This window comes from Zoogloea sp. GW822-FHT05C07 (assembly GCF_058800215.1).
Genome location: NZ_CM179510.1, coordinates 4,375,826 through 4,399,859, shown reverse-complemented (window position 1 = coordinate 4,399,859; position 24,034 = coordinate 4,375,826). Strand labels below are relative to the sequence as shown.

At 64.2% G+C, this 24,034-nt stretch carries 20 protein-coding genes and 3 tRNA genes; 7 read left to right on the top strand and 16 right to left on the bottom strand.

Annotation, left to right across the window (positions count from 1 at the left end; all coding sequences use genetic code 11):
- Window positions 1-12: 12 nt before the first annotated feature.
- Window positions 13-759 (bottom strand): ABC transporter ATP-binding protein, encoded by a 747-nt coding sequence (locus AC3QL2_RS20275; protein ID WP_493232898.1) that lies wholly within the window; start codon window positions 757-759, stop codon window positions 13-15.
- Window positions 760-801: 42 nt separating this feature from the next.
- On the opposite strand from AC3QL2_RS20275, the gene AC3QL2_RS20270 reads away from it, so the two are divergent.
- Window positions 802-1,590, top strand: a complete 789-nt coding sequence (locus AC3QL2_RS20270) for an outer membrane lipoprotein-sorting protein (RefSeq protein WP_493232899.1) — start codon at window positions 802-804, stop codon at window positions 1,588-1,590.
- A 2-nt stretch (window positions 1,591-1,592) separates the two neighbouring features.
- On the opposite strand, the gene AC3QL2_RS20265 is transcribed toward AC3QL2_RS20270, so the two are convergent.
- Genes AC3QL2_RS20265 through rnr form a run of 3 tightly spaced genes read right to left on the bottom strand, consistent with a single transcriptional unit; the run spans window position 1,593 to window position 5,387 of the window.
- The gene (locus tag AC3QL2_RS20265) at window positions 1,593-2,270 is read right to left on the bottom strand and encodes a HugZ family pyridoxamine 5'-phosphate oxidase (protein ID WP_493232900.1); all 678 of its coding nucleotides are present in this window, start codon (window positions 2,268-2,270) and stop codon (window positions 1,593-1,595) included.
- Window positions 2,271-2,272: 2 nt separating this feature from the next.
- Entirely contained in the window at window positions 2,273-3,022 is a 750-nt protein-coding gene (gene rlmB, locus AC3QL2_RS20260; RefSeq protein ID WP_493232901.1) for a 23S rRNA (guanosine(2251)-2'-O)-methyltransferase RlmB, read from the bottom strand.
- A complete protein-coding gene (gene rnr / locus AC3QL2_RS20255; protein WP_493232903.1) occupies window positions 3,015-5,387 on the bottom strand; it encodes a ribonuclease R in 2,373 nt (790 codons plus the stop codon). The genes rlmB and rnr overlap by 8 nt, the downstream gene beginning before the upstream one ends.
- A 151-nt stretch (window positions 5,388-5,538) precedes the next feature.
- Here rnr and AC3QL2_RS20250 point away from each other — a divergent pair.
- The 5 genes from AC3QL2_RS20250 (at window position 5,539) to AC3QL2_RS20230 (ending at window position 10,191) form a co-directional block, all read left to right on the top strand.
- Window positions 5,539-5,623: transfer RNA gene (locus AC3QL2_RS20250), tRNA-Leu, on the top strand.
- Between the two features lie 162 nt (window positions 5,624-5,785).
- A tRNA-Leu gene (locus AC3QL2_RS20245) sits at window positions 5,786-5,870 on the top strand.
- Between the two features lie 137 nt (window positions 5,871-6,007).
- Window positions 6,008-6,092, top strand: a tRNA-Leu gene (locus AC3QL2_RS20240).
- Between the two features lie 125 nt (window positions 6,093-6,217).
- A complete protein-coding gene (locus AC3QL2_RS20235) occupies window positions 6,218-6,565 on the top strand; it encodes a hypothetical protein (protein ID WP_493232905.1) in 348 nt (115 codons plus the stop codon).
- A gap of 227 nt (window positions 6,566-6,792) precedes the next feature.
- Window positions 6,793-10,191 carry a bifunctional diguanylate cyclase/phosphodiesterase gene (locus AC3QL2_RS20230; RefSeq protein WP_493232906.1) on the top strand — a complete coding sequence of 1,133 codons (3,399 nt, stop codon included), beginning with the start codon at window positions 6,793-6,795 and terminating at the stop codon, window positions 10,189-10,191.
- On the opposite strand, the gene AC3QL2_RS20225 is transcribed toward AC3QL2_RS20230, so the two are convergent.
- The 5 genes from AC3QL2_RS20225 to AC3QL2_RS20205 all read right to left on the bottom strand — a co-directional run bounded on the left by AC3QL2_RS20225 (window position 10,188) and on the right by AC3QL2_RS20205 (window position 16,494).
- Entirely contained in the window at window positions 10,188-11,885 is a 1,698-nt protein-coding gene (locus AC3QL2_RS20225; protein ID WP_493232907.1) for a putative bifunctional diguanylate cyclase/phosphodiesterase, read from the bottom strand. The genes AC3QL2_RS20230 and AC3QL2_RS20225 overlap by 4 nt on opposite strands.
- Window positions 11,886-12,253: 368 nt before the next feature.
- Window positions 12,254-14,050, bottom strand: a complete 1,797-nt coding sequence (locus AC3QL2_RS20220) for an acyl-CoA dehydrogenase (RefSeq protein WP_493232908.1) — start codon at window positions 14,048-14,050, stop codon at window positions 12,254-12,256.
- Between the two features lie 61 nt (window positions 14,051-14,111).
- Complete coding sequence (locus AC3QL2_RS20215; protein ID WP_493232909.1) at window positions 14,112-14,777, bottom strand: energy-coupling factor ABC transporter permease; 666 nt, start codon at window positions 14,775-14,777, stop codon at window positions 14,112-14,114.
- Between the two features lie 26 nt (window positions 14,778-14,803).
- Window positions 14,804-15,745, bottom strand: a complete 942-nt coding sequence (locus AC3QL2_RS20210) for an FAD-binding protein (RefSeq protein ID WP_493232910.1) — start codon at window positions 15,743-15,745, stop codon at window positions 14,804-14,806.
- Window positions 15,745-16,494: an electron transfer flavoprotein subunit beta/FixA family protein gene (locus AC3QL2_RS20205; protein ID WP_493232911.1), complete on the bottom strand. Its 750-nt coding sequence runs from the start codon at window positions 16,492-16,494 to the stop codon at window positions 15,745-15,747. The genes AC3QL2_RS20210 and AC3QL2_RS20205 overlap by 1 nt, the downstream gene beginning before the upstream one ends.
- Before the next feature lie 230 nt (window positions 16,495-16,724).
- On the opposite strand from AC3QL2_RS20205, the gene AC3QL2_RS20200 reads away from it, so the two are divergent.
- Window positions 16,725-17,315: a TetR/AcrR family transcriptional regulator gene (locus tag AC3QL2_RS20200; protein WP_493232912.1), complete on the top strand. Its 591-nt coding sequence runs from the start codon at window positions 16,725-16,727 to the stop codon at window positions 17,313-17,315.
- Here the strand turns inward: AC3QL2_RS20200 and AC3QL2_RS20195 are convergent.
- The 7 genes from AC3QL2_RS20195 to ppx all read right to left on the bottom strand — a co-directional run bounded on the left by AC3QL2_RS20195 (window position 17,272) and on the right by ppx (window position 24,024).
- Entirely contained in the window at window positions 17,272-18,090 is an 819-nt protein-coding gene (locus tag AC3QL2_RS20195; protein ID WP_493232913.1) for a TatD family hydrolase, read from the bottom strand. The genes AC3QL2_RS20200 and AC3QL2_RS20195 overlap by 44 nt on opposite strands.
- Window positions 18,091-18,103: 13 nt before the next feature.
- Complete coding sequence (locus AC3QL2_RS20190) at window positions 18,104-18,904, bottom strand: enoyl-CoA hydratase (protein ID WP_493232914.1); 801 nt, start codon at window positions 18,902-18,904, stop codon at window positions 18,104-18,106.
- A 61-nt stretch (window positions 18,905-18,965) separates the two neighbouring features.
- Window positions 18,966-19,577 (bottom strand): ABC-type transport auxiliary lipoprotein family protein, encoded by a 612-nt coding sequence (locus tag AC3QL2_RS20185; RefSeq protein WP_493232915.1) that lies wholly within the window; start codon window positions 19,575-19,577, stop codon window positions 18,966-18,968.
- Between the two features lie 71 nt (window positions 19,578-19,648).
- The gene (locus AC3QL2_RS20180; RefSeq protein WP_493232916.1) at window positions 19,649-20,599 is read right to left on the bottom strand and encodes an MlaD family protein; all 951 of its coding nucleotides are present in this window, start codon (window positions 20,597-20,599) and stop codon (window positions 19,649-19,651) included.
- Window positions 20,599-21,375, bottom strand: coding sequence for an ABC transporter ATP-binding protein (locus AC3QL2_RS20175; RefSeq protein ID WP_493232917.1), 777 nt, complete (start codon window positions 21,373-21,375; stop codon window positions 20,599-20,601). Before AC3QL2_RS20175 ends, AC3QL2_RS20180 begins: the two co-directional genes overlap by 1 nt.
- Window positions 21,372-22,502, bottom strand: coding sequence for an ABC transporter permease (locus AC3QL2_RS20170; RefSeq protein ID WP_493232918.1), 1,131 nt, complete (start codon window positions 22,500-22,502; stop codon window positions 21,372-21,374). Before AC3QL2_RS20170 ends, AC3QL2_RS20175 begins: the two co-directional genes overlap by 4 nt.
- Window positions 22,503-22,512: 10 nt before the next feature.
- Window positions 22,513-24,024 (bottom strand): exopolyphosphatase, encoded by a 1,512-nt coding sequence (ppx, locus tag AC3QL2_RS20165; protein WP_493232919.1) that lies wholly within the window; start codon window positions 24,022-24,024, stop codon window positions 22,513-22,515.
- Window positions 24,025-24,034 lie beyond the last annotated feature (10 nt).

Sequence of the window (24,034 nt, the reverse complement as noted above, 5' to 3'; positions counted from 1 at the left end):
TTATCAATTGAATCAAATGTCGGGGTCGTCACCGGGCACACGACGATCCTGCACGAAGATCCACGCGCCATCCCGCTTCAGGCCGAGCGCGGTGATCTTCCCGTCCTCCATGCGCACCAGGCGGTCTGCGCGGTTCATTACCCGCTTGTCGTGAGTCGAGAAGACAAAGGTCGTGCCCGAATTCTGGTTGATGTCGCGCATCAGATTAAGGATGCTCTCCCCGGTTCGCCGGTCCAGATTGGCCGTGGGCTCATCGGCCAGCACGACTCGGGAGTTGGTCACCAGGGCCCTGGCGATGGCCACACGCTGACGCTGACCACCGGAAAGCTGGTTTGGACGATGGCCGGCATACTTGGCAAGCCCAACCATCGAGAGATAGCGTGAGACCCGCTCCTGCCGCTCCTCTTTGGAGACTTCCGGCATCTGCAGCAGGGGATACTCGACGTTCTCCTCGGCGGAAAGTACAGGTAGCAGATTAAAGGTCTGAAAAATGAAGCCGATGGTTCTGGCCCTGACCCCGGCGAGTTCGTCGGGGGTCTGACCGGAGACATCCTTGCCCTCGATTTCCACCGCACCCTTGCTTGGCGTATCGATGCATCCCATGATATTGAGAAGCGTCGATTTCCCGCTCCCCGACGGGCCTGCGATCGCCATGAAAACACCGGGCTCGACGGTCAGCGACACCCCCTCGAGAGCTGTCACTTCCTGCTCACCGAGTTGATATACCTTGCTTACGTTGTCAACACGAATAATTGGCATCGGTGCGCGAGTCTATGTTGTTTGCTTTTCAAGGATAACATTATGAGCCTTAAATTTTCCCTTCCCCGCGCTCTGGGGCGCTACGCCGCTCTCATGCTGACGGCCACGGCACTCTGTGGCAGCGGGTTATCCCATGCCGATGAAGCCGCCGATCTCGCCCGCAGTGTCGTTTCCAAGGCGGACGAGGTGCGCTTCCCCCGCGACGGCTTCCAGGTCGTCATCGACATCAACTCGATCAGCCCGGGGGAACAGGCGGAAGAGCGGAAGTACCGGATTCTTTCGAAGGGCAATGAGAACACCATCGTCCAGACCCTGGAGCCAGCCAGTGACAAGGGACAGGCGATGCTGATGCGCGGCCGCGACCTGTGGGTCTTCATGCCGAATGTCTCGCAGCCGGTGCGGCTCTCGCTCGCGCAGCGCCTGACCGGCCAGGTGGCGAACGGTGACCTGGCCCGTGCCAACTTCGCCGGCGACTACGAGCCCAAGATCCTGCGCACCGACACCATCGACGGGGAGAAGATGTACGTGCTCGAACTCACCGCGGTGGACCGCGGCGTCACGTATGCAAAGGTTCTGTACTGGGTGCGCCAGTCCAACAACTGGCCCCACCGGGCAGAGTTCTACTCCCTGTCCGACCGCCTGCTGAAGGTCTGCCGCTATGAGAAATTCCAGAGCTTGGGCGGACGCGTGCGCCCGACCCAGCTCATCATGGAAGATGCCTTGAAGAAGGGGGAGGCCTCGGTGCTGCGCTACTCCCAGATGACAGCCAAGGACCTGCCCGACCGGGTTTTCACGAAGCAGTACATGGACAAGCTCAACCGGGTGGACTGAGCTCAGGCCAGGTTGTCGGGCAGCCCTACCGGGCCGTCCGACAGTCCGTCGAGCATCCGGCCAGCCGCCACCTCCAGCATCTCCAAGGACGGCGGCGGCGACTCCAGTTCAAGACGACGGAAGACTCCGCTCACGCGGACATCGATACCCTCACAGTCGACACCGAGCAGCTCTACGCCGACTGGCGCACGGGACTCCAGCCGCGCCAGCACTGCATGCTCATCGGCCGCAACGACGGCCAGCGGCAAGGCATCCGCCTCGCCCCAGCCCATCCGCCCGAAGCCCGCGATGAAGCGGACCTTGAAGGGTTCAAGCCGATAGAACCGAAAATCCCCAAGCGCGAGATAGTCCGCAGACTCGGGGCTGTAGCGCAGGAAACGCTCTCGGGTCGCCGCATCCAGATCCGGCATTTCCAGCCTTCCGAGCAACGTCATGCGCGCCTGCTGAAGCGGGCCGCCCACTCCATCCGCCAGCAGCAGGCTGACCCGCGGATCGGCCCGCACATTGCGCGTGTGCTCGGCCAGATCACTCAGCAGAAACAGTGGCCGGCATGCGCCATCCAGCACATAAGGCAGCAGCGTGACGTAGGGATACCCCGGCTCCGCCAGCGAATGGGAACCGAGGGCTCCGCTGCTGCACTGGCGCAGCAGACGGCGAGCCTCCCGGTAACCGATCTTCATGCTCAGGCTGCGGCTCGCTGGCGGCGCGCCTCGAACAGGCAGAGGCCGCTGGCGACGGACACGTTCAGGCTCTCGACCGTGCCGTACATCGGAATGCTCACCAGCTCGTCGCAGGTGTCGCGGGTCAGACGTCGCAAGCCATCCCCTTCTGCGCCGAGAACCCAGGCGATGGGGCCTTTCTGATCCACGGTGTGGATCGATTTCTCGGCCTCGCCAGCCGCCCCCAGCACCCAGACACCGGCCTCCTGCATTTCCCGGAGGGCGCGGGCCAGATTAGTGACGGTGACGTAGGGCACCGTGTCGGCAGCGCCGCTGGCCACCTTTACCGCAGTGGCGTTGAGGCCGACGGCCTTGTCCTTCGGCGCGATGACCGCATGGGCCCCCGCGGCATCGGCAACCCGCAGGCAGGCGCCGAGGTTGTGGGGATCCTGGATACCATCAAGCACCAGCAGCAGCGCCGGCTCGGTGAGGCCATCAAGCACGTCGGGCAGCTTGAGCTCCTTGCGACGGGAATCGATACGTGCCACGACCCCCTGGTGCCGACGGGTGCCCACCATTTTGTCGAGGCGCTCCCCTTCGGACGGAATGACCCGCGTGCCAAACTGCTGGGCGTGGCGCAGCAGATCCCGCGCACGGGCGTCACTGCGCTGCGCGTCGGTAAAGATTTCAAAAATGCCCTCGGGATCATGGCGGAGCTTGGCCTGCACCGCATGAAAACCGTAGATGAGGCGGGAATTGGACTGATCAGACACGGACTTTCACTTTCTTCTTGGCGCCGCCGGCAGCGCTCTTGCGCGGCTTGGCGGCCTTGGTCGTCTTGGCAGACTTGCTTGCCTTGGTCTTGCGGGGCTTCGGCGGAGCCGACTCCGTCTTGCGGCTCCCGGCTTTTTTCTTCGGCGCGACAGGAGCCGGCGACTCCACAGGCACGGGCGCAACATCCTTGACGACGCGCCGACGCGGCGCGGCCTGAGCCTCCGCGGCAGCAGCGCGCTCCCGCTCCTTCTCCGTCTTGCCCACCCTTTCGGTAGCCCGCTGCGGCCCCTGGATCAGGCGGAAGTCGATCTTGCTCGCCTCCATATTGACGCGCACCAACTGCACACGCACCCGATCGGACAGCCGATACCGTTCACCGGTCCGCTCACCGACCAGTGCATGCTGCGCGTCGTCAAAATGGAAGTAATCGCTCCCCAAATCGGAGATATGCACGAGACCTTCGACAAAAACGTCGTCGAGGGCAACAAAGAGGCCGAAAGGTACCACCGCCGAGACGCTGCCGTCGAACTCCTCGCCGATGCGGTCCTGCATGTAGTAGCACTTAAGCCAATTCTCCACGTCCCGGTCGGCTTCGTCCGCACGCCTTTCGGTCATAGAACAATGCAGACCGATATCGCCCCAGACGCCACCTTCCTGGGCCGGCGTGTATTGCTCGCCCGCCAGCACCGCCTTGATCGCCCGGTGAACGAGCAAGTCCGGATAGCGGCGGATCGGCGACGTGAAATGGGTATAGGCCTCGTAGGCAAGCCCGAAGTGCCCGACGTTGTCCGGGCTATACACGGCCTGGCGCAGGGAGCGCAGCATCACCGTCTGCAATAGCTGCAGATCCGGACGATCCTGGATCTTTTCGAGCAGCTTGGCGTAATCAGAGGCATGCGGCTCCTCACCCCCGCCCAGCTGCAGACCGAACTCACCCAGGAAGTCCCGCAGCTTGGCCAGCTTTTCCGGCGTCGGCCCTTCGTGCACCCGGTACAGGGCCGGATGCTCATGGGTGCTCAGGAATTCCGACGCACACACGTTGGCGGCCAGCATGCACTCCTCGATCAGGCGGTGCGCATCGTTGCGACTCTCCGGCACGATCTTCTCGATCTTGCCGTTGTCGTCGAAGATCATCCGGGTTTCCTGGGTCTCGAAGTCGATCGCGCCGCGCTTGGCCCGCGCCTTCAGCAACACCCGGAACAGCTTGTCCAGGTTCTGCAGATTGGGCAGCAGCTCGCCGACAGTCTCGATCGCCGCCGGATCCCGCTCATAGAGCGCTGCGGCGACCTGGTTGTAGGTCAGGCGCGCTTTCGAGAACATCACTGCCGGGTAGAAACGGTACTGCTTGATCGCCCCGGTCTGGGAGATCGCCATGTCGCACACCATGCACAGGCGCTCCACCCGAGGGTTCAGCGAACAGAGCCCGTTGGACAGTTTCTCCGGCAGCATCGGGATCACCCGCCGTGGGAAGTAAACCGAATTGCCGCGCTCGTAGCCTTCACCATCCAGCGCCGAGCCGACCGTCACGTAGTGGGACACATCGGCGATCGCCACCACGAGGCGGAAGCCACGCCCCTGCTTTTCGCAGTAAACCGCATCATCGAAGTCCCGCGCGGTTTCGCCGTCAATGGTCACCAGCGGCAGGGCCGTGAGGTCCTCCCTGCCCTTCCAGTCCATTTTGCGCACCTTGTCGGGCAAGCGCCGGGTCTGCTCCTTAGCCTCCTTGGAGAACTCAAAGGGCAGCTCGTGCTTGCGCAGCGCAATCTCGATCTCCATACCCGGATCGGCGTAATTGCCGAGCACCTCGACCACCTGGCCGATCGGCTGTGCATGACGGGTCGGCTGCTGGATCAGCTCGACCACCACCACCTGCCCGGCCGTCACCTTCTTCTTGCCACCGGGTGCCAGCAGTACTTCCTGCGCGATACGCCGGTTCTCCGGCACCACCCGGGTCACGCCGTGCTCGACCAGCACCCGACCGACGATGCGCGTATTGGCGCGCTCCAGCACCTCGACAATCTTGCCCTCGGGCCGTCCGCGCCGATCGACACCGGCCAGACGGACCATCACCCGGTCACCGTGCAGGACTTCCCGCATCTCGTTCGGGCTGAGGAAGACGTCCGGCCCTTCCTCGTCGGTCACGACGAAGCCGTAACCATCCGGATGCCCCTGCACGGTGCCGCGGATCAGATCGGCCTTGGACGGCAGCAGATAGTCGCCGCGCCGGTTGCGCATGACCTGCCCATCCCGCTCCATCGCAAACATGCGGCGCTCGAAGAACTCGAGTTCGACCGGCAGGATGTCCAGCGCGGTGGCCAGATCCGGGAACGCCAGCGGCACGCCATGTTCGGTGAGCGTCTGCATGATGAATTCCCGGCTCGGCAGTGGGAAGTCGTACTTCTCGCACTCACGCTCGAAGAAAGGATCGCTGCGGCGCAGCTTGCTCAGTTTTTTTGTGTTTTTTGATTTAGATATTGACACGGATAATTTCTACTCTATAATTCTTGGCTTCGTTGCCCAGATGGCGAAATTGGTAGACGCGCTAGTTTCAGGTACTAGTGCCGCGAGGCGTGGAGGTTCGAGTCCTCTTCTGGGCACCATAATTACAAAAGCCAGTCCATGTGACTGGCTTTTTGTTTGTTTGTTCAACGCGCAATGCATTGGAACAGGCTAAAAACGGGCTCGTCTCGTTTCTCACTGCAGGAAAGTTCTCTTGAATAGCTTGCATCGGGATCAACTTGTTCTATAATAGCGCTTTCGTTGCCCAGATGGCGAAATTGGTAGACGCGCTAGTTTCAGGTACTAGTGCCGCGAGGCGTGGAGGTTCGAGTCCTCTTCTGGGCACCAAAAATTTAAAAAGCCGGTCATTGACCGGCTTTTGATTTGCAGAACCCGTCGTGGTATTGCTTTGGCGGATTCAAGCAAAGAAAGTTCAAAAAGAACTTGCAATAAAAAGAAGATTGCCTATAATGGCGCACTTCGCTGCCCAGATGGCGAAATTGGTAGACGCGCTAGTTTCAGGTACTAGTGCCGCGAGGCGTGGAGGTTCGAGTCCTCTTCTGGGCACCAAAATTCAAAAAAGCCGGTCATTCGACCGGCTTTTTTTGTTTTCAGCTCTCCCCTTCCATCCACTGGCAAAGCAGCGCACACTGATATAGCCGACTGTCGCATACGCGCCACACGGGAGAGCAATGATGGACAGGACTTCTGCCGAGCGCCAGGAGGGTATCTGGCGTCTCCTGTATCGCTACCTCTGGCCGTTCCCCTACTTCCGGGACGTAAGTCGTGGCACGCTGCTCGAACGACAACAGAACTACCGCTACAACCGGCGCATGGGCATCCACCACCTGCCCGGCTTCGTCGCAAAATGGGCGTGCCTGACACTACTCTTCTTCGTTCTCGGCGTTCTTTGCGAACAGCTGCTTGAGGTGGTCCTTCCCGCCGCCTGCTGCTACGTGACGGGAACCTGGACGCTGACTGTCGTCGTACAGCTCCTGGTTGCCTGGCTATGGCTATGGCGCTTTCCCGAATTGAGCCGATGAACCACTCCGTCACCCAGCCAACCCAACCGGATGCGTGCAAGGTTCGATCACATCACGCTGATATCCCTTTTTGAGTTGTGGAAATACCCCGTCAGGGTTAGGCTCTGCCGCCGCTGAAGAGCCCGTCATCGTTCGCGGCACAAGCTGCGGAGCCTGAACGGCCACACCGCAAATCCAACCTGTCAAAACAATGTCCGTCCGGCATAAGCGCCGGACGCCGGGGGAGCATGGCCGACAATCCGCGTGGCAATGAACTGATAGGCTGGCTCAGGAACCAGCACGCACCAGCCACATATTTGCTGCTCCTCGTCGTCGGAATCGGCGGCATCCTCCTCTCGGTCCTGCTCGGCCGCCTTGATTCCGAGCGCCAGGCGAGCGATTCCCGCGCCAAGGCAACAGGCGAACTGGCCCGCATCAGCGCCATGCTTGAAGGCCAGGTTCGCAGCACCTTCGGAACGGCCGAAGGTATTTCACACATGCTGAGCATCGATGGCGACATTTCCGATGCGCATTTCTACGGCATGGCCAGGATGGCCATCGCTTCCGCGTCGCACATTCGCAGCATCGCCCTCGTTCCCGACGACGTGATCCAAAGGATCCACCCCCGCGAAAACAACGAAAAGGCGCTGGGAACAAACCTCCGAGCGATTCCGGAACAATACGCCGCAATACAACGCGCACGGAACAGCGGTCGCGCGCTGCTTGCCGGTCCCCTCAAGCTCATTCAGGGCGGTGTTGGGCTGATCTACCGGCAACCCATCTTCACCCATCCCCTCCACGGAGCGCCTCTCTACTGGGGCACGATGTCGATCGTCACGGACCTGGAAAACCTCATCCGGGCCAGCGGCATCTCCAACGACGCCTCGCTTCGCCTGCTGCTGCGCGGCAAGGATGGCCTGGGGAGCAGCGGCGAGGTGATCTGGGGAGACACCGCCGTTCTCTCCGAGCAGCCCGTCAGCCTAACCGTCACGGTGCCCGGTGGCGTCTGGCAGCTGTCCGCCATACCGCGCAATGGCTGGCCCAGCCAGGCACCGCTGGAATCGCCCCTGTTCCTGATTTCGATCGCCAGTACGGCCCTGGTCCTTTTCTTCATCGCCCAGTTGATGCGGCGCAACACATTGATCAGGCAACGAAACCTGCGCCTGTCTCAAGAGATCGCGGAGCGCGAGGACGCCGAGGCCTCCCTTGCGCAGAGCGAGGCGCGCTTCCGCACCTTGTTCGAACATTCTCCCGACGCAACGTGGGTCATCGATCGCAACGGTCGATTTACCGAAAGCAACGACGCGGCACTGGCGCTTTTCGGTTTCTCCGACCACGCTCAGTTCCGGGGCATGACTCCCGCTCAACTCTCGCCCGAACGGCAAGCCGATGGCAGCAGCTCTAGCGGGAAAGTGCGGGAGATCCTCGACACCACACTCCAGAAGGGGCTGCACCGCTTCGAGTGGCTCCACCGTCACAGCAATGGGCACTGCTTCCCGGCGGAAGTGACGCTGTGCGTGATCCCACTGAGCGATGGCCCCATGATCTACGCGGTGGCACGTGACATTTCCGAGCGCAAGGCGACCGAGGAGGCGCTGGGTCTGCAGCAGGCCCTGTTGCAGACCGTTGTCGATCACGCGCCGTCATTGATCTACGTCTTCGACAAGGACGGCAATCTCCAGTGGTCGAACCGCTGTTTCGAGATGGCCGTCGGGTCCCCGCTGGACACCCTGAAAGGCTTGCCGCGGGAGCGCTTCCAGCCGGCCGACCTCGCCCGGCAGCATCGGGCCAACGACCTGGCCGTGCTGGCGAGGGGCCAGTCCATGCGCTTCGAGGAGCAACTGGATGACCACGGACATCAGCGCACCTACCTGACGACAAAGTGTCCGCTGCCGGGTGCCGATGGGCAGCCCCAGGCGATCCTGGCGATCTCCACGGACATCACGGAGATCAAGCAAACCACCGAGCAGCTGCGCCTGGCCGGCGTCGTCATGGCCAATACCGCCGATGCTGTGATGATCACCGACGCCCACAGCACCATTCTGTCGGTCAACCGTGCGTTCACCGACATCACCGGCTACAGCGCCGAAGAAGCCATTGGCCAGACGCCCCGCCTGCTGCGCTCCGACCGCCAGCCGCCCGAGTTCTATCAGGCCATGTGGGAGACCCTCCGCAGCACGGGGGGCTGGCGTGGCGAGATCTGGAACCGCCGCAAGAATGGCGCGCTCTACCCTGAATGGCTGACCATCAACGCCGTCAACGACGACGCCGGGCAGCATGTGAACTACGTCGCCGTCTTCTCCGACATCTCGGCGATCAAGCACTCCCAGGCCGAACTGGAGCGCCTGGCCCACTACGATCCCCTGACCGACCTGCCCAACCGGACCCTGTTCCACCATCAGCTTCAGCACGACCTGGACCGTGCGGTCCGCTACGAGCGCCAGCTCGCCGTTCTGATCCTGGACCTGGACGGCTTCAAGACCGTAAACGATAGCCTGGGCCACCCGGTCGGCGACCGTCTGCTGCAGCAGGCCGCCGAGCGCTTCAAGCGCTGCCTGAGAGTCGAAGATACCGTTTCCCGTCTCGGCGGCGATGAATTCGCGGTGATCCTCAGCGATCTCGGGCAGGACACCGACGCCGTCGCCGTCGTCAAGAAACTCCTCCAGACCCTGCAGGCTCCGTTCGACCTGGACGGCCACATGGCGCTGGTCACCGCCAGCATCGGGATCGCCATCGCCCCCACCGATGGCCTCACGCCGGAAGAGCTCGTCCGCAATGCCGACACCGCGATGTATGGTGCCAAGGAAGGCGGGCGCAACAGTTACAGCTTCTACCAGGCGGAAATGACCCGCCGGGCCCAGGATCGGCTGACCCGGGAGCGTGCGCTGCGGCGGGCGCTGGAAGAAAAGGAATTCGAACTCTGGTATCAGCCCAAGCTCGACCTGGAAAGCGGCCGCATCAGCGGCGCGGAAGCCCTGCTACGCTGGCGGGACCCCGAGCGGGGCATGGTGTCCCCAGCCGAGTTCATTCCGCTGGCAGAGCGCACCGCGCTGATCATCCCGATCGGCGAACTGGTGCTCGACACCGTCTGTGCGCAGATCAGGCTGTGGCGGGAGACCGGACTGGAGACGGGGCGTATCGCCATCAACGTCGCCGCCCTGCAGATCGAACGCAGCGACTACGTGGATACGTTGGCCTGTGCGCTGGCCCGCCATGGGTTGCCACCCGAGGTGCTTGAAGTGGAAGTCACCGAGAGTCTGATCATGGAAAACCCCGAGCATGCCCGCCAGGTGATCCATGCCATCCAGAACCTGGGCGTGACGACGGCCATCGATGATTTCGGCACCGGCTACTCTTCCCTGGCCTACCTGAAGGTATTGCCGGTCAATAACCTGAAGGTGGACCGCGCCTTCGTTTCCGATCTACCCCACGATGAAAACGACGTGGCGATCACCCGCGCCATCGTCGGCCTGGGCCAGACCCTGGGCTTCGAGATCACCGCGGAAGGTATCGAAACCGTCGAACAACTCGAGTTTCTGCGCAGTATCGGCTGCGACCACGGCCAGGGTTACCTGTTCGGCAAGCCCATGCCCGTCGCGGAATTCGAAACCTGGATCATTCGCGGCCAGCACGGCGAGGGCATCTAGGCCGCAGCCAGCTCAAGGCCGCCGTGCGTGGCCAGCCAGCTCGGAAAACACGCCGCTTCGATGGGCCTGGAGAACAGGTAGCCCTGCCCTTCGTGGCAATGCATCTGCTGCAGCACCGCCACCTCGGCGGGCTTTTCGATCCCCTCGGCGACGATCTCCAGCGACAGGCTGTTCGCCAGAGCCACGATGGCCCGGGCGATCGACGCATTGACCGGCGTGTTGTCGATATCGCGCACGAAGGACTGGTCGATCTTCAGGCGGTCGATGGGGAAGCGGCGCAGATAGCTTAGGCTCGAAAAGCCGGTGCCGAAATCGTCAATGGCCAAGCGGACGCCGAGCGCCTTGATCTCGTTGAGGGTGCGCAGCATCTCCTCGACGTCCTTCATCAGCACGCTCTCGGTCAGCTCGAGCTCGAGCAGGCCGGGCTCGATGGCGTACTCCGCAAGCTGTGCCATCAGGAAGCCCACGAAGCCCTTCTGGCGAAGCTGCAGCGCCGAGATGTTGACCGCCACCGGCAAAGGCGCCATCCCCTGCGCCTGCCAGGCACGCAGTTGAGCCAGCGCCTGCCGGATCACCCATTCACCGAGCTGGATGATGAGGCCGCTCTCCTCAGCCACCGGGATGAACTGCATCGGCGGAATCAGTCCACGTCGCGGATGATGCCAGCGCACCAGCGCCTCCACCCCGCGAACCTTACCACTCGCCAGATCGACCTGAGGCTGAAAGAACAGCACCAGCTCATCCCGCTCAATGGCCTTGCGCAACTCGCTTTCGAGCGACATGCTGGCCGGGTTGTAGGTATGCATCTCCGGCGAGTACGAACAAAAGCCGTTGCGGCCGGCTGACTTTGCCTCGTACATGGCCGCATCGGCCTTGCTCAGAATGTTGTGGATCTGATCATCGTCGCGTGGATAGATCGCGCTGCCGATACTGACGGTGGCCACCAGGGAGTGGCCGAGCATCTCGATCGGCTCCTGCATCGATGCCACGATCCGGTCCGCCACCAGTTCCGCCTGCCCTGGGCTCGACAGGTTCTCCATCAACACCACGAACTCGTCGCCGGCCAGCCGGGCCACGGTATCGACCTGGCGGGCGGAAGCCTTCAAACGGGCCACGATGCGACGCAGGACCTCGTCACCGGCGCTATGGCCGAGGGAGTCGTTGATCTGCTTGAAGCGGTCCACGTCGATGAACAACAGAGCTACCAGGCTGCCCTTGCGGTCGGCCTCCAGGCAGGCCTGCTCCAGACGGTCGGCCAGCAGCGCCCGGTTGGGAATCCCGGTCAGGGCATCGTAGTGGGCCAGGTAATACAGTTCGGCCTGTTTGCGCTGGGTGATGGTGTTGAGCAGGTCATGGCCGTTGGCGACGCCCGCGTAGCGCCCCTGCCGACTGACGACGAAGCCCGTCACCATGTGCTGCATGCCGGCATCGATGATCATCCGCGCTGCGTCCTCGACAGTACTCCCCTCATCCATGACGAGCGGAGACGCACTGTCGTACGGCTCGTACGCAAGCAGATCGACGATACTGCGGCGGCCAAACAATTCCCGGATGTAGGGGCGCCCGAAGAACTCGACGTAAGACTTGCGATCCAGTAGGGCCACCGGGCCCATCTGCTCATCCACGACGGGCAGCGCGTACAGGCCGGCGTCCACAAAGAAGCGATCGAGTGCGCATTGGCACGACGCACTCACGGGCAAGGGCTCCACGGTGCGCAACAGTTGGCGCACGGTTGTCGGCTGCTGCAACTGGCCGTTGAACACATACGCAGCACGACGTGGCAAGAATGCGGAGGACGATGCAGTAAGGCTCATGAATTGCGAAACCGGCCCTGGTGGCACAATCTGCCATCCCGGACCGGCCCACCGGAAATACGAAAACCCGGATACTGCGCATCAAGTATTACAGAACGACGACAAACACAACACCGGCCCCCTCTGTACCGATACAGCGCTCATGCCATTCAATTGGAAGAGCTTTTTCATAACGCCCAATCCATGACGAACGGGCGGATGAAATCAGGGCCTCGCGAACCGACTTGGACGACCTTAGTACCGAAGCGTCAGAACTGCGCCTCGTCCAGGGCCAGCGCAGCGGCAGCGCCATTGACCACCGCGTAGGCCAGACCCGGGGCCTGGGACAGCACGTGGTCCGCGTAGAAACGTGCGGTCGTGATCTTGCCCTGATAGAACGCGGCGTCGCCCGCTCCTTCCGCCAGCCGACGGGCGGACACCAGTGCGGCCCGCGCCAGTTGCCAGCCGCCGGCCACGATACCGAACAACTTCAGAAACGGCACCGAGCCCACCGACGCCGCCTTGATGTCATTGCCGAAGGTCGCCACGATGTAATCCACCGCCTCCTCCACCGCGCTGGTACCGGCCGCGAGGGACTTGCGGATTGCCTCGAATTCTTCGCCCGAGGTTTCCGCCAGCTGAGCCTCGACCTTGCGCATCTCGGCCACCACGCCCTTGGCCGTCAGGCCGCTCTCGCGGGCGATCTTGCGGCCGATCAGGTCGTTGGCCTGGATCGCCGTCGTGCCTTCGTAGATCGCCGTGATGCGGGCATCACGGAAATGCTGGGCCGCCCCGGTTTCCTCTATGAAGCCCATGCCACCGTGCACCTGCACGCCTGTGGAGGTGATCTCGATGGCGCTCTCGGTGAGCCACCCCTTCACCACCGGGATCATCAGATCGACGAAAGCCTGGTTCTGGGCCCGTACGGCAGCGTCGGCGTGATAGTGGGCATGGTCGGTCGCGGCGCCGACCACATAGGCCAGCGCGCGCTGGGCTTCAATTTGCGACTTCATGCTGAGCAGCATGCGGCGCACGTCAGCGTGATGGATGATGCTGACCTTCGGGCCGCCGCGGACGCCCGCTTCGGTGCCCTGGATGCGGTCCTTGGCGTATGCCAGGGCCTGCTGGTAGGCCCGCTCGGACAACGCCAGGCCTTCCATGCCCACTGCAAAGCGGGCTTCGTTCATCATGATGAACATGTACTCCAGGCCACGGTTGGCCTCGCCAACCAGCGTGCCGATGGCACCGCCCTTGTCGCCGAAGGCCAGCACCGCCGTCGGGCTGGCATGGATACCGAGCTTGTGCTCGATGGACACGCAGTGCACATCGTTGCGCTCGCCCGGCGTCCCGTCAGCATTCAGCAGGAACTTCGGTACGACGAACAGCGAAATGCCCTTCACCCCTTCCGGCGCGTCCGGCAAGCGGGCCAGCACCAGGTGGATGATGTTATCGGTCATGTCATGCTCACCGTAGGTGATGAAGATCTTCTGACCGAAAATCTGGTAGGTGCCATCGCCCTGCGGTACCGCGCGGGTACGCACCGCAGCAAGGTCGGAGCCGGCCTGGGGCTCGGTGAGGTTCATGGTGCCGGTCCACTCGCCACTCACCATCTTGGGCAGATAGGCCGCCTTCTGCTCATCGGTCCCGCACAGCTTGATTGCCTCGATGGCCCCGGTGGTCAGCATCGGGCACAGGGAGAAGGCCATGTTGGCCGACTTCCACATCTCCATCACCGCCGTCGAAATCAGCTTCGGCAGCCCCTGGCCGCCGAACTCCGGCTCGCAGGCCAGCGCCGTCCAGCCGGACTCCGCAAACTGCGTGTAGGCGTCCTTCCAGCCCGCAGCCGTACGCACCTCTCCGTTGTCCCAGCGGGCGCCTTCCTGATCGCCACTCCAGTTGAGCGGCGCCAGTACGCCGCTGGCAAACTTGTTGGCTTCCTCAAGGATCGCATCCACCACATCGGCGGTCGCCTCCTCGCAGCCCGGCAGGGCCGACACGGCGTCGAGGCCGGCCAGTTCCTTCATGACGAACTGCATGTCACGGATCGGTGCGTTGTAGCTGCTCATCGTTCTTTTCTCCACACGGTGTTGTTATTTGGTTTTTGACGGCCGCGAAGCCAGGGCACTGCTATTTGTTCATCAGATAGACACGATCATCGAAACTGGCGACCCACTCCGGGCGATAGATGACCATCAGGGTCAGCGCCATGCCCGACAGCCAGGCTTCCGCAAAGCCCAGCAGCAGGAAGAACGGCAGGTATTCGGACAGGAGCTTGTCGGCCGAGTAGGCGCCGGCCGAGAACAGCATCAGGGACGCAATCAAACCCTGGATCAGAACGATCACCATCGCGCCGATGAAAGCGTTGACGAAGATGTAGACGAAGAAATGCTTGGGCAGCCAGCGTTCCACGAGACGGAAGTACAGGGAGCCCAGCGCCACCGGCACGATGCCCATGGCGAGGAAATTGATGGGGATGGCGGTCCACTCGATGCTGCCGTTCAGCGTCACGCCGATCAGCGCCAGGGTCAGCACGACGAGGGCCAGTTGCGGCCCGAAGATCAGCGTCGCGGCCATCGCCCCTAGGATGTGGAGGTTGAGACCGGGATAGACACCGGCATTCAGGCTCCACAACAGCGTGAGAACGACGGCGGCGCCTGCCAGGGCATTCAGCTGATGCCCATCCAGCATGCGCCGCCAGGGGGCGGTCCGGATCACCCACGCTCCGACCCCCAGTCCGCAAAGACAGGCAAAGATGTGCCAGCCTGCAGAGAAGAGATCGGGCGCGAAGTTCATTCAGCCTGCCCCGGCTCCGAGCGTCCTCAGACGGCGGAGGTCAGTTGCGGCACGGCCTCGAAGAGGTCGGCGACGAGACCGTAGTCGGCCACCTGGAAGATCGGCGCTTCCGGATCCTTGTTGATCGCGACGATCACCTTGGAGTCCTTCATACCGGCCAGGTGCTGGATGGCGCCGGAGATACCGACGGCCAGGTAGAGCTGCGGCGCGACGATCTTGCCGGTCTGGCCGACCTGGTAGTCGTTGGGCACGAAGCCGGCATCGACGGCGGCGCGGGACGCGCCAAGGGCGGCACCGAGCTTGTCGGCCAGCGGCTCGAGCAGCTTGTGGTAGTTCTCGCCGCTACCCACGCCACGACCACCGGAAACGATGATCTTGGCGGCACCCAGTTCGGGACGGGCAGATTTGGTCAGCTCACGGCCAACCAGCTTGGACAGGCCCAGGTCAGCCGCCGCAGCCACATTCTCGACGGCAGCCGAACCACCCTCGCCCGCCGCCTCGAAAGCGGTGGTACGCACGGTGATGACCTTGACCGGATCAACCGACTTGACGGTAGCCAGCGCATTGCCTGCGTAGATCGGGCGCACGAAGGTGTCGGCGGACTCGATGGCGACGATCTCGGAGATTTGAGCCACGTCGAGCAGCGCCGCGACGCGCGGCAGCACATTCTTGCCGAAGGTGGTGGCAGGGGCCAGCACGTGGGTGATGGCACCGGCGGAAGCCTGCACCGTGGCGACGACCTGGGCAGCGAGGTTCTCGGCGGCCTGGTCGGCAAAGGCGGCAGAATCCGCCACCAGCACCTTGGCAACGCCGGCCACCTTGGCCGCCGCTTCGACGACGGCCGCAGCAGCGGAGCCCGCCACCAACATGGCGACGTCGCTGCCCAGCTTGGCGGCAGCGGATACGGCGTTGAGGGTCGCGCCCTTCAGGGACGCATTGTCGTGCTCGGCAACAACCAGAATCGTCATTACAGCACCTTCGCTTCGTTCTTGAGTTTCTCGACCAGCTGAGCCACGTCAGCCACCATCACGCCGGCGCTGCGCTTCGGCGGCTCGGCAACCTTCAGCGTCGTCAGGCGGGGGGTGACATCCACGCCCAGATCGGCGGGCTTGACGGTTTCCAGCGGCTTCTTCTTGGCCTTCATGATGTTCGGCAGCGTCGCATAGCGCGGCTCGTTCAGGCGCAGGTCAGTGGTCACCACGGCCGGCAGGGAGATCTCGAGGGTCTCCAGGCCACCGTCGATCTCACGGGTCACACTGGCCTTGCCGTCGCCCAGCGCCACCTTTGACGCGAAGGTGGCCTGCGGCCAACCCTTCAGCGCGGACAGCATCTGGCCGGTCTGGTTGGCATCGTCGTCGATGGCCTGCTTGCCGCAGATCACCAGCTGGGGTTGTTCCTTGTCGCACAGCGCCTTCAGCAGCTTGGCGACGGCCAGCGGCTGAAGGTCGGCATCGGTCTCGACGAGGATGCCGCGATCGGCACCGATCGCCATCGCGGTGCGCAGGGTTTCCTGGCAGGCACCCACGCCGCAGGAGACGGCCACCACTTCAGTTGCCACACCGGCTTCCTTCAGGCGTACTGCTTCTTCGACCGCGATTTCATCGAACGGGTTCATGGACATCTTGACGTTGGCGATATCCACGCCAGATCCGTCACTCTTAACGCGTACCTTGACGTTGTAATCGACCACGCGTTTAACGGGAACCAGAATCTTCAATGCTGCGCTCCTTCCATTTGTAGAGGTTCTCCACCATATTCTGGATCTGCCGCAGGCATCGACGATTCGACCTCCTGCTGGCAAACCTGTTCTCCGACCGCCGCTTCCGCCGGCAATCCGGTGCCGACACGGAGACGGACCAGCAAAGCCGCGAGCTTCTCACAGGCACCTTGCTTTGTCACTTTCCGTACGGTACCGTATGGGGACTGCACCCGTCAATACTACACCGTATGGAAAAACCGCCCCGCCTTCAGCTCGACCGTGACGCCTGGGTCCAGGCCGCCCTCGATACCCTCGCCGACGAAGGCGTCACCGGCGTGCGCGTCGAAGTGCTGGCCAAGCGCCTGCACGTGACCAAGGGCAGCTTCTACTGGCACTTCAAAGATCGCCAGGACCTGCTTTCCGGCGTGCTCGAGACCTGGAAGGACGGGCGCATCCGCGACATCGTCAAGCAGACGAGGCCAACCGGCGACGAGGAGGCGCAGATCTTCCACGTCATCGACGTGTATAGCGCCAGCCGCAACCGCAAGGGCATCCTCATCGAACTGGCGATGCGCGAATGGGCACGCCGCGATACGGCTGCTGCACTGATCGTCGAGGAAGTGGACGCCTGGCGCCTGCGCTGTGCCCGCGAACTATTTCTGGCTGCCGGCATGCCGATGCACGAGGCGTCCACCCGCAGCATGCTGCTCTACGCCTACGTCTTCGGGATCTCGATGATGAACTGCGAGAAGTTCGACGGGGACATCAGCCGCATGAAGGACGACATCCGCCAGCTCATCGCCAGCAGCCGTCCGACGGCACCGGAAGTGCAGGCCTGAACTCCGGCAGGTCAGCCAGGCCAGGAATCGCGTCGACCGCATTATCTCCTGTTACGGCGATCACGGCATCCACGTCGATGCCGCGCAGCAGCGCCAGCTCCTGCGCGAAGCGCGCCAGGTTAGCCGGATCGTTTCGCCCGCCGGCACACCACGCGGGCGGAATGTCCGGCGCGTCGGTCTCCAGCACGATGGAAGAAAGCGGCAAGCTCGCCGCCAGCTCGCGGATGCGCCGCGAGCCGGTGTAGGTCATCGCACCGCCGAAACCGAGCTTGAAACCCAGCTTGATGAAGGCCTCGGCCTGCTGGCGGCTACCGTTGAAGGCATGGGCGATGCCGCCGCGCACCCGGATCTGGCGCAGGCATTTGAGGATAGCGTCCTGCGCGCGGCGGACGTGCAGCACCACAGGCAGGTCGAATTCCCGCGCCAGCTTGAGCTGAGCGATGAAGAACGCCGTCTGGCGCGGCAGATCGCCGTCCGGGATGAAGCCGTCCAGGCCGATCTCGCCGACCGCCACCGCCCCACCCCGTGCCAAGCCATCGCGCAGCAGCTCCAGATCGGCCCCCCTCGCCCCGGCCACGTATATGGGGTGAATCCCCAGTGCGTAGCGGCATTCCGGCAGCCGGGCGGCCAGGTCGGCGACCTTCGCAAAGTTGGCCGCCTCCACCGCCGGCACCAGCAAGCCGCCCACCCCTGCCGCCCGGGCCGCCTCGAAAACGGCAGCGCGGTCTGCGTCGAACTCCGCGGCGTCCAGGTGGCAGTGGGTGTCGATCAGCACGGGCAAGCTGCGCTTACCTGCCGGTCCACACCGGCTTGCGCTTGGCCATGAAGGCGTCGATGCCTTCGGCGGCGTCCTCGCTCATCATGTTGCAGGCCATCACCTCGGCCGCCTGCTGGTAGGCCGCGTCGAGCCCCATTTCGAGCTGCGAGTAGAACATCTGCTTGCCCATCGAGATGGCCACCGGCGACTTGGCGCAAATGGAAGCGGTGAGCTTGGCCACCTCCTCGTCCAATGCCTCAATGGGCACCACGCGATTGACCAGCCCACGGCGCTTCGCCTCGGCGGCGTCGATGAAGTCGCCGGTCACCAGCATCTCGAAGGCTTCCTTGCGCCCCATGTTGCGGGACAGGCCGACGCTCGGCGTCGCGCAGAACAGCCCGACGTTGATGCCGGACACCGCGAAGCGCGCCACGTCGGAGGCCACCGCCAGATCGCACATGGACACCAGCTGGCAGCCGGCGGCGGTGGCGATGCCATGCACGCGGGCGATCACCGGCTGGGGCATGTTCACGATCTGCATCATGACCTTGCCGCACAGGCGGAACAGGGCCTGCTGGAAGGACTTGGTGTAGTTGCCGCGCATCTCTTTCAGATCGTGCCCGGCACAGAAGGCCTTGCCGGCCCCGGCCAGCACGACGACACGCACCGAGGCATCGGCAGCGATGCCGGTGAGTTCCGCCAGTAGCGCATCCAGCATCGGCTGCGAAAGCGCGTTGAACTGGCCCGGCCTGTTCAGCGTCAGCGTCGTCACGCCATTGGTGTCGTCACGCAACAGCAAGGGGTCGGTAAGGGTTTCGGCAACGGCATTCATGGGCTCTCCTCCTTGGTCTTCAGTTGTCACTATGCGCCGGCACGTTCCTGCCGGTCGGGTTTCAGGCTGAACAGCGGGCGCGGACGCCACCGCCAGGGCGCGCCACGCCTTCCTTGTCGATGGCTTCCAGCCAGTCGAGCAGCTCGCGGTTGAGTTGCAGCACGCCTTCCCGCAGCGCGGTGACGCCGCCTACGGCATCCGGCGTCGGCGCCGGGCGGGTGACCGCGAAACCGCGGGTCGCGATGAGCTGATCCGTGCGCGGCGCCAGCAGGGCCGCGCGCGCCTCGATGAGCCCGCGGCTGCGTCCTTCCTCGTCGAAGACCTGGATAAACTCGTCCAGGTCCACCCGCAGCCGGCAACCGCTGGAGGACACGGCAGTTTCGCTGGTCTTCATCGAACGCTTGACCGCCAGCTCCACGAGCTGGCCCGGCTGGGCAACCCACCGGCTTTCCAGGTAGAACTGCCGCCGGGTCGGCTGCGCGTAGGCGAGGCGATACTGCATGGTCGTCGAGGCGAGCCACGACGCCGGCACCACCTCGGCGCTGCGGATCGGAAAGCCGAGGGGACGCAGCGTGGCCGAATCGAGCGGACCAAAATCATGCATCGAGTAGTTGGGCGCCGCCTTGGGCAGGCTGCCGCACGCCGCCACGGTGAGCGCCAGGAGTATGGGCACCAAGAACCGGAAGTGAAAATACTCACGCATCGATTGTGGACACAGAAAGCGCATCGTTGATGGTCCCGGACTCACCGTGCCGTGGGCCGGCTATGGAAACCGGCCTCGCCGGGCCCCGGCGCCGGCTTGCCGCGTCCCAACAGCAGGAGCTGCGGCGAGTTGTCGAGTTCGTCGAGCAGGTCGGACAACTGCCGCGACGTGGTGGTGAGTTCCTGCAACAGCACGTTCAGGCGCGGCAGTGTGCTGGTCGCAAAACCCTCGCCGGCCGCACCGACGACGCTGTCCACCCGGTCAGCCACGGTCTGCAGCCTCACCAGCAGCGCGCGGCCGTCGCTGGCCATCGGCGCCGCGTCGGCACTCAGGCGTTCGAGGTTGGTCAGGGAACGGTCGATGCGCGCCAGATTGTCCTTGCTGAAGACCTGCCGCACCGCCGCCAGGGCCTTCGGAGCTTCCTGCAGGGTCTGGTCAAGCCCCTTGCTCGACGATTCGAGATTGGCCAGGGTCTTCTCGAGGTGTTCCAGGTTGTCCTGGCGGGTCAGCACCGCCAGGCGATCGACGATCTCCTGCACGCGCCTGAGGGTCTGCACCGAGGCATCAGCCACCTCCTCGATCAGACCGGGCGCCAGGCGGATGCGCGGCGGACCGCCGCCCTCCCCCTGCAAGGGCTCCGGCTTGTCACCAGCATCGTCGAGGGCGATATAGGCCAGCCCGGTCACCCCCTGGTTGGCCATGCGCGCCCGCGTACCGCGGGTGATCGGCAGATCCGTGCGGATCCGTACCTTGACCAGCAGGTCTTTCGGATTGGCCGGATCGAGGGCGATATCTGCCACCTTGCCGGCGACGATGCCGCGGTAACGCACGGTGGATTGGGGGTTCAGGCCATTGACGCTGCCCGACGTCACCAGCACGACCTCACGGGTGCTCTCCCGCTTGTCGGAGAACCACCACAGGGACAGCACGATCGCCCCGCTCAGCAGGATCACGAACAGACCGGCGGCAATGGCGTGGGCCCGGCTCTCCATCAGCCCATCCCCCGCCCGCGCGCCAGTGCAACCTGGGCACGATCGCTATGGAAAAAACGCTCTATGAAGGGATCCTGCACCTGGACTATCTCGTCAAGCGGGCCGAAAGCCAGTATACGCCCCTCCGCCAGCACCGCCACGCGGCTCGCCAATGCCGCCAGCGTATCCAGATCGTGGGTCACCAGCACCACGGTGAGCCCCAGCGCCCGATGCAGGGCGCGGATGAGGTGCACGAAACCGCTGCTGCGGTCCGGATCGAGTCCGGCCGTCGGCTCGTCGAGCAGCAGCAGTTCCGGCTCCAGGGCCAATGCCCGCGCCAGCGCCACCCGCTTGACCATGCCGCCGGACAGCTCGGCGGGCATGCGCCGCGCCACATCGGCATCAAGCTCCACCATCGCCAGCTTGAGGCGCACCAGATCCTGCAGCAGCGCGTCGTCGGTGACGCCGACCTCCCGCAATGGAAACGCCACATTGGCAAACACATTCAGCGCAGAAAACAGCGCGCCCTGCTGAAACAGCATGCCGAAGCGCCGCCGGCGTTCGAGTTGCTCGGCGCGGGAGCCGGCAAACAGCGGCTCACCGAACAGGCTCACGTCGCCCGCAGTCGGCCGCAGCAGGCCGACCATCTGGCGCAGCAACGTAGTCTTGCCGCTGCCGGAACCGCCGACGAGGGCCAGCACTTCCCCAGCCGGCACGGCGAGATCGATGCCCCGGTGGACCCAGGTCTGCCCGAAGCGGGTCTCCAGCCCGCGGACCTCGACGGGGTAGTCGCTCATCGGGGCAGGCCGATGGAGCGGGTCGCAATGGCGAATACCGCATCCACCAGGATGACGACGGTGATCGACGTGACCACCGAGGCGGTCGTATTGGCCGACAGGCTCTCGGTATTCGGCTTCACGCGCAGCCCGAAATAACAGGCCACCAGCGCAATCATCAGCCCGAACACCGCCCCCTTGCAGAGGCCGATGACCAGGTTTGCCACCGGCACGGCGCGCGGCAGGGCATTCACGAAATAGTCGAAGCTCAGATCCAGCTGCAGGTTGGCCGACACCATGCCGCCGAACAAGGCCACTGCCGAGCCCCACAGGGTCAGCGGCGCCATCGCCAGCGTCAGCGCAAGCACCTTGGGCAGCACCAGCCGCACATAGGGCGAGATGCCCATCGCCGCCAGCGCATCGATTTCCTCGGTGACGCGCATCACGCCGATCTGCGCCGTCATCGCCGAGCCCGAACGTCCGGCCACCAGCACCGCCACCAGCACCGGACCGAGCTCCCGGATGATGCCAAGCCCCAGGATATTGACGATGAACACGTCCGCCCCAAAGGCCCGCAACTGCAGCGCAGACAGGTAGGACAGCACGACCCCGATCAGGAAACCGACCAGCGCCGTGACCGGCATGGCCCTGACCCCGACCTTGTAGAAGTTGGCCGAGGTTTCCAACACCGGCCAGTGGCCCCGTGCCCGCAGCAGATGGGCGAAGTCGATGACGAGCTGGCCAATCAGCGCGACGAAGCCGACCGCATTGCGGAGCATCTTGAAGAAGAGGCGGCCAACGCCCTCCGTGCCGTCGAGGAAACGATAGCCCGGCTCGACGGGCAGGCCGCCGTCACCGAGCTCGGCAAGGCGCGCGAAGACCGGCGCTAGCCTGTCCGGCAGCACCAGCCCTGGCGGACGCTGCCGCCCCCAGCGCCGCCACAGCAGCAACGCACCGAAGCTGTCGAGGCGCGACACGGCCTCCAGATCCCAGCTGCCGTCGGACGCGGCCTGCTCGAGCTGACGCCCGAGGGCGTCGAGATCCGGCTGCAGCAGGCGCAGCGTCCAGTCCCCCGACAACACGACCCGCGCCCCCCCTCCTGCGCGTTCGAGGCGGACCACGGGGAGCGGACGGGGCTCCGGACTCATCGACCGACGCCTAGGCGCCAGCCGGACTGCGGGCCGCAGCCCGCTCCACGCGCACTCTCAGTGGCAGGCCTATGGTCTGCCACTGGCGCTCTTCCTCATCCAGCGCCGCCGCAGTAAGCGGCAGGTTGCGCAGCCATTCGGCATCCGCCACCACCACATGCCCACGCCCCTCGCGCTTGACGCGCAGCGGCGGCACGCCACGCCCATCACGGGCGCGATGGACAACTGCCGCCAGGCGCAGGCACAGGATCAAGCGCCACTCGGGGCTGTCCGGATCAAGCGCGCCGATGCGCGCCAGCTTGCCGCGATGGGCCAGCACCACGCGCGCCAGGCGCCCCTGGTCCATGCGCGAGAAACCCGGCATGTCGGCATTGCCGAGAATGTAGGCGCTGTGCTTGTGATAGCTCGAATGGGCCACGGACACCCCGATCTCGTGCAGCCGCGCGGCCCACTCGAGGAAGCGCCGGTCCACGTTCTCCTCGTCGCTGGAGGTCGGATCGAGTTGCGACAGGAAGGCCAACGCCGTCTCGCTCACCTGCCTGGCATGGGCCATGTCCACCCCGTAGCGTTCCATGAAGGCCGACACGGTGGCGTCGCGCAGGTCGTGGTGGTGGTAGCGGCCGAGCAGGTCGTAGAGCACGCCGAGACGCAGGGCGCCTTCCGAGAAGGTCATCCGTTCCAGGCTGAACTCCTGGAAGATCGCCCACATGATCGCCAGGCCGCCGGGCAGCACCGGCAGGCGATCGGGGCGTAGCCCTTCCAGTTGCAGGTTGTCCAGGTGCCCCGCCTTCAGCATCAGCGTACGCAGACGGTCGAGGCCGCTACGGGTGATGCCGCCATCGGAGAGCCCGTTGAGTTCCAGGATGTCCACCAGGGCCTTGGCCGAGCCGCTGGAACCGACCGCCTCTTCCCAACCCACCTCGCGATAGGCGTGGGTGATGGTCTGGATCTCCTTCTGGGCCGCCAGTTCGGCTTCGCGCATGCCGCGCTTGTCGATGCGGCCTTCGGGGAAATAACGCAGGGAATAGCTCACGCAGCCCATGTAGAGGGATTCGAGCTTGATCGGCTGGAAGCTCTTGCCGATCACGAACTCCGTGGAACCGCCGCCGATATCCACCACCAGCTGCTGCTTGTGCGGGTTGGGCAGCGTGTGCGCCACCCCTACATAGATCAGGCGCGCTTCTTCCCGTCCGGCAATGACCTCGATCGGAAAACCCAGCGCAGCCTCAGCCTGCACCAGGAAATGCGGTGCGTTCTTGGCCACCCGCAGGGTATTGGTCGCCACCGCCCGCACGGCGTCCAGCGGATAGTCGCGGATACGCTCGTTGAAGCAGCGCAGCGCGCTGATGCCGCGGAACTGGGACGCCGCATCCAGCATCCGGTCGGGGGACAGGCCGGCGGCGAGACGGACGGCCTCCTTGATGCCATCGAGAGGATAGATCTGGTCGTTGACGATCCGCCCGACCTGCAGACGGAAACTGTTGGACCCCAGATCGATGGCGGCAATCAATTCACGATTCATGAAACACGCA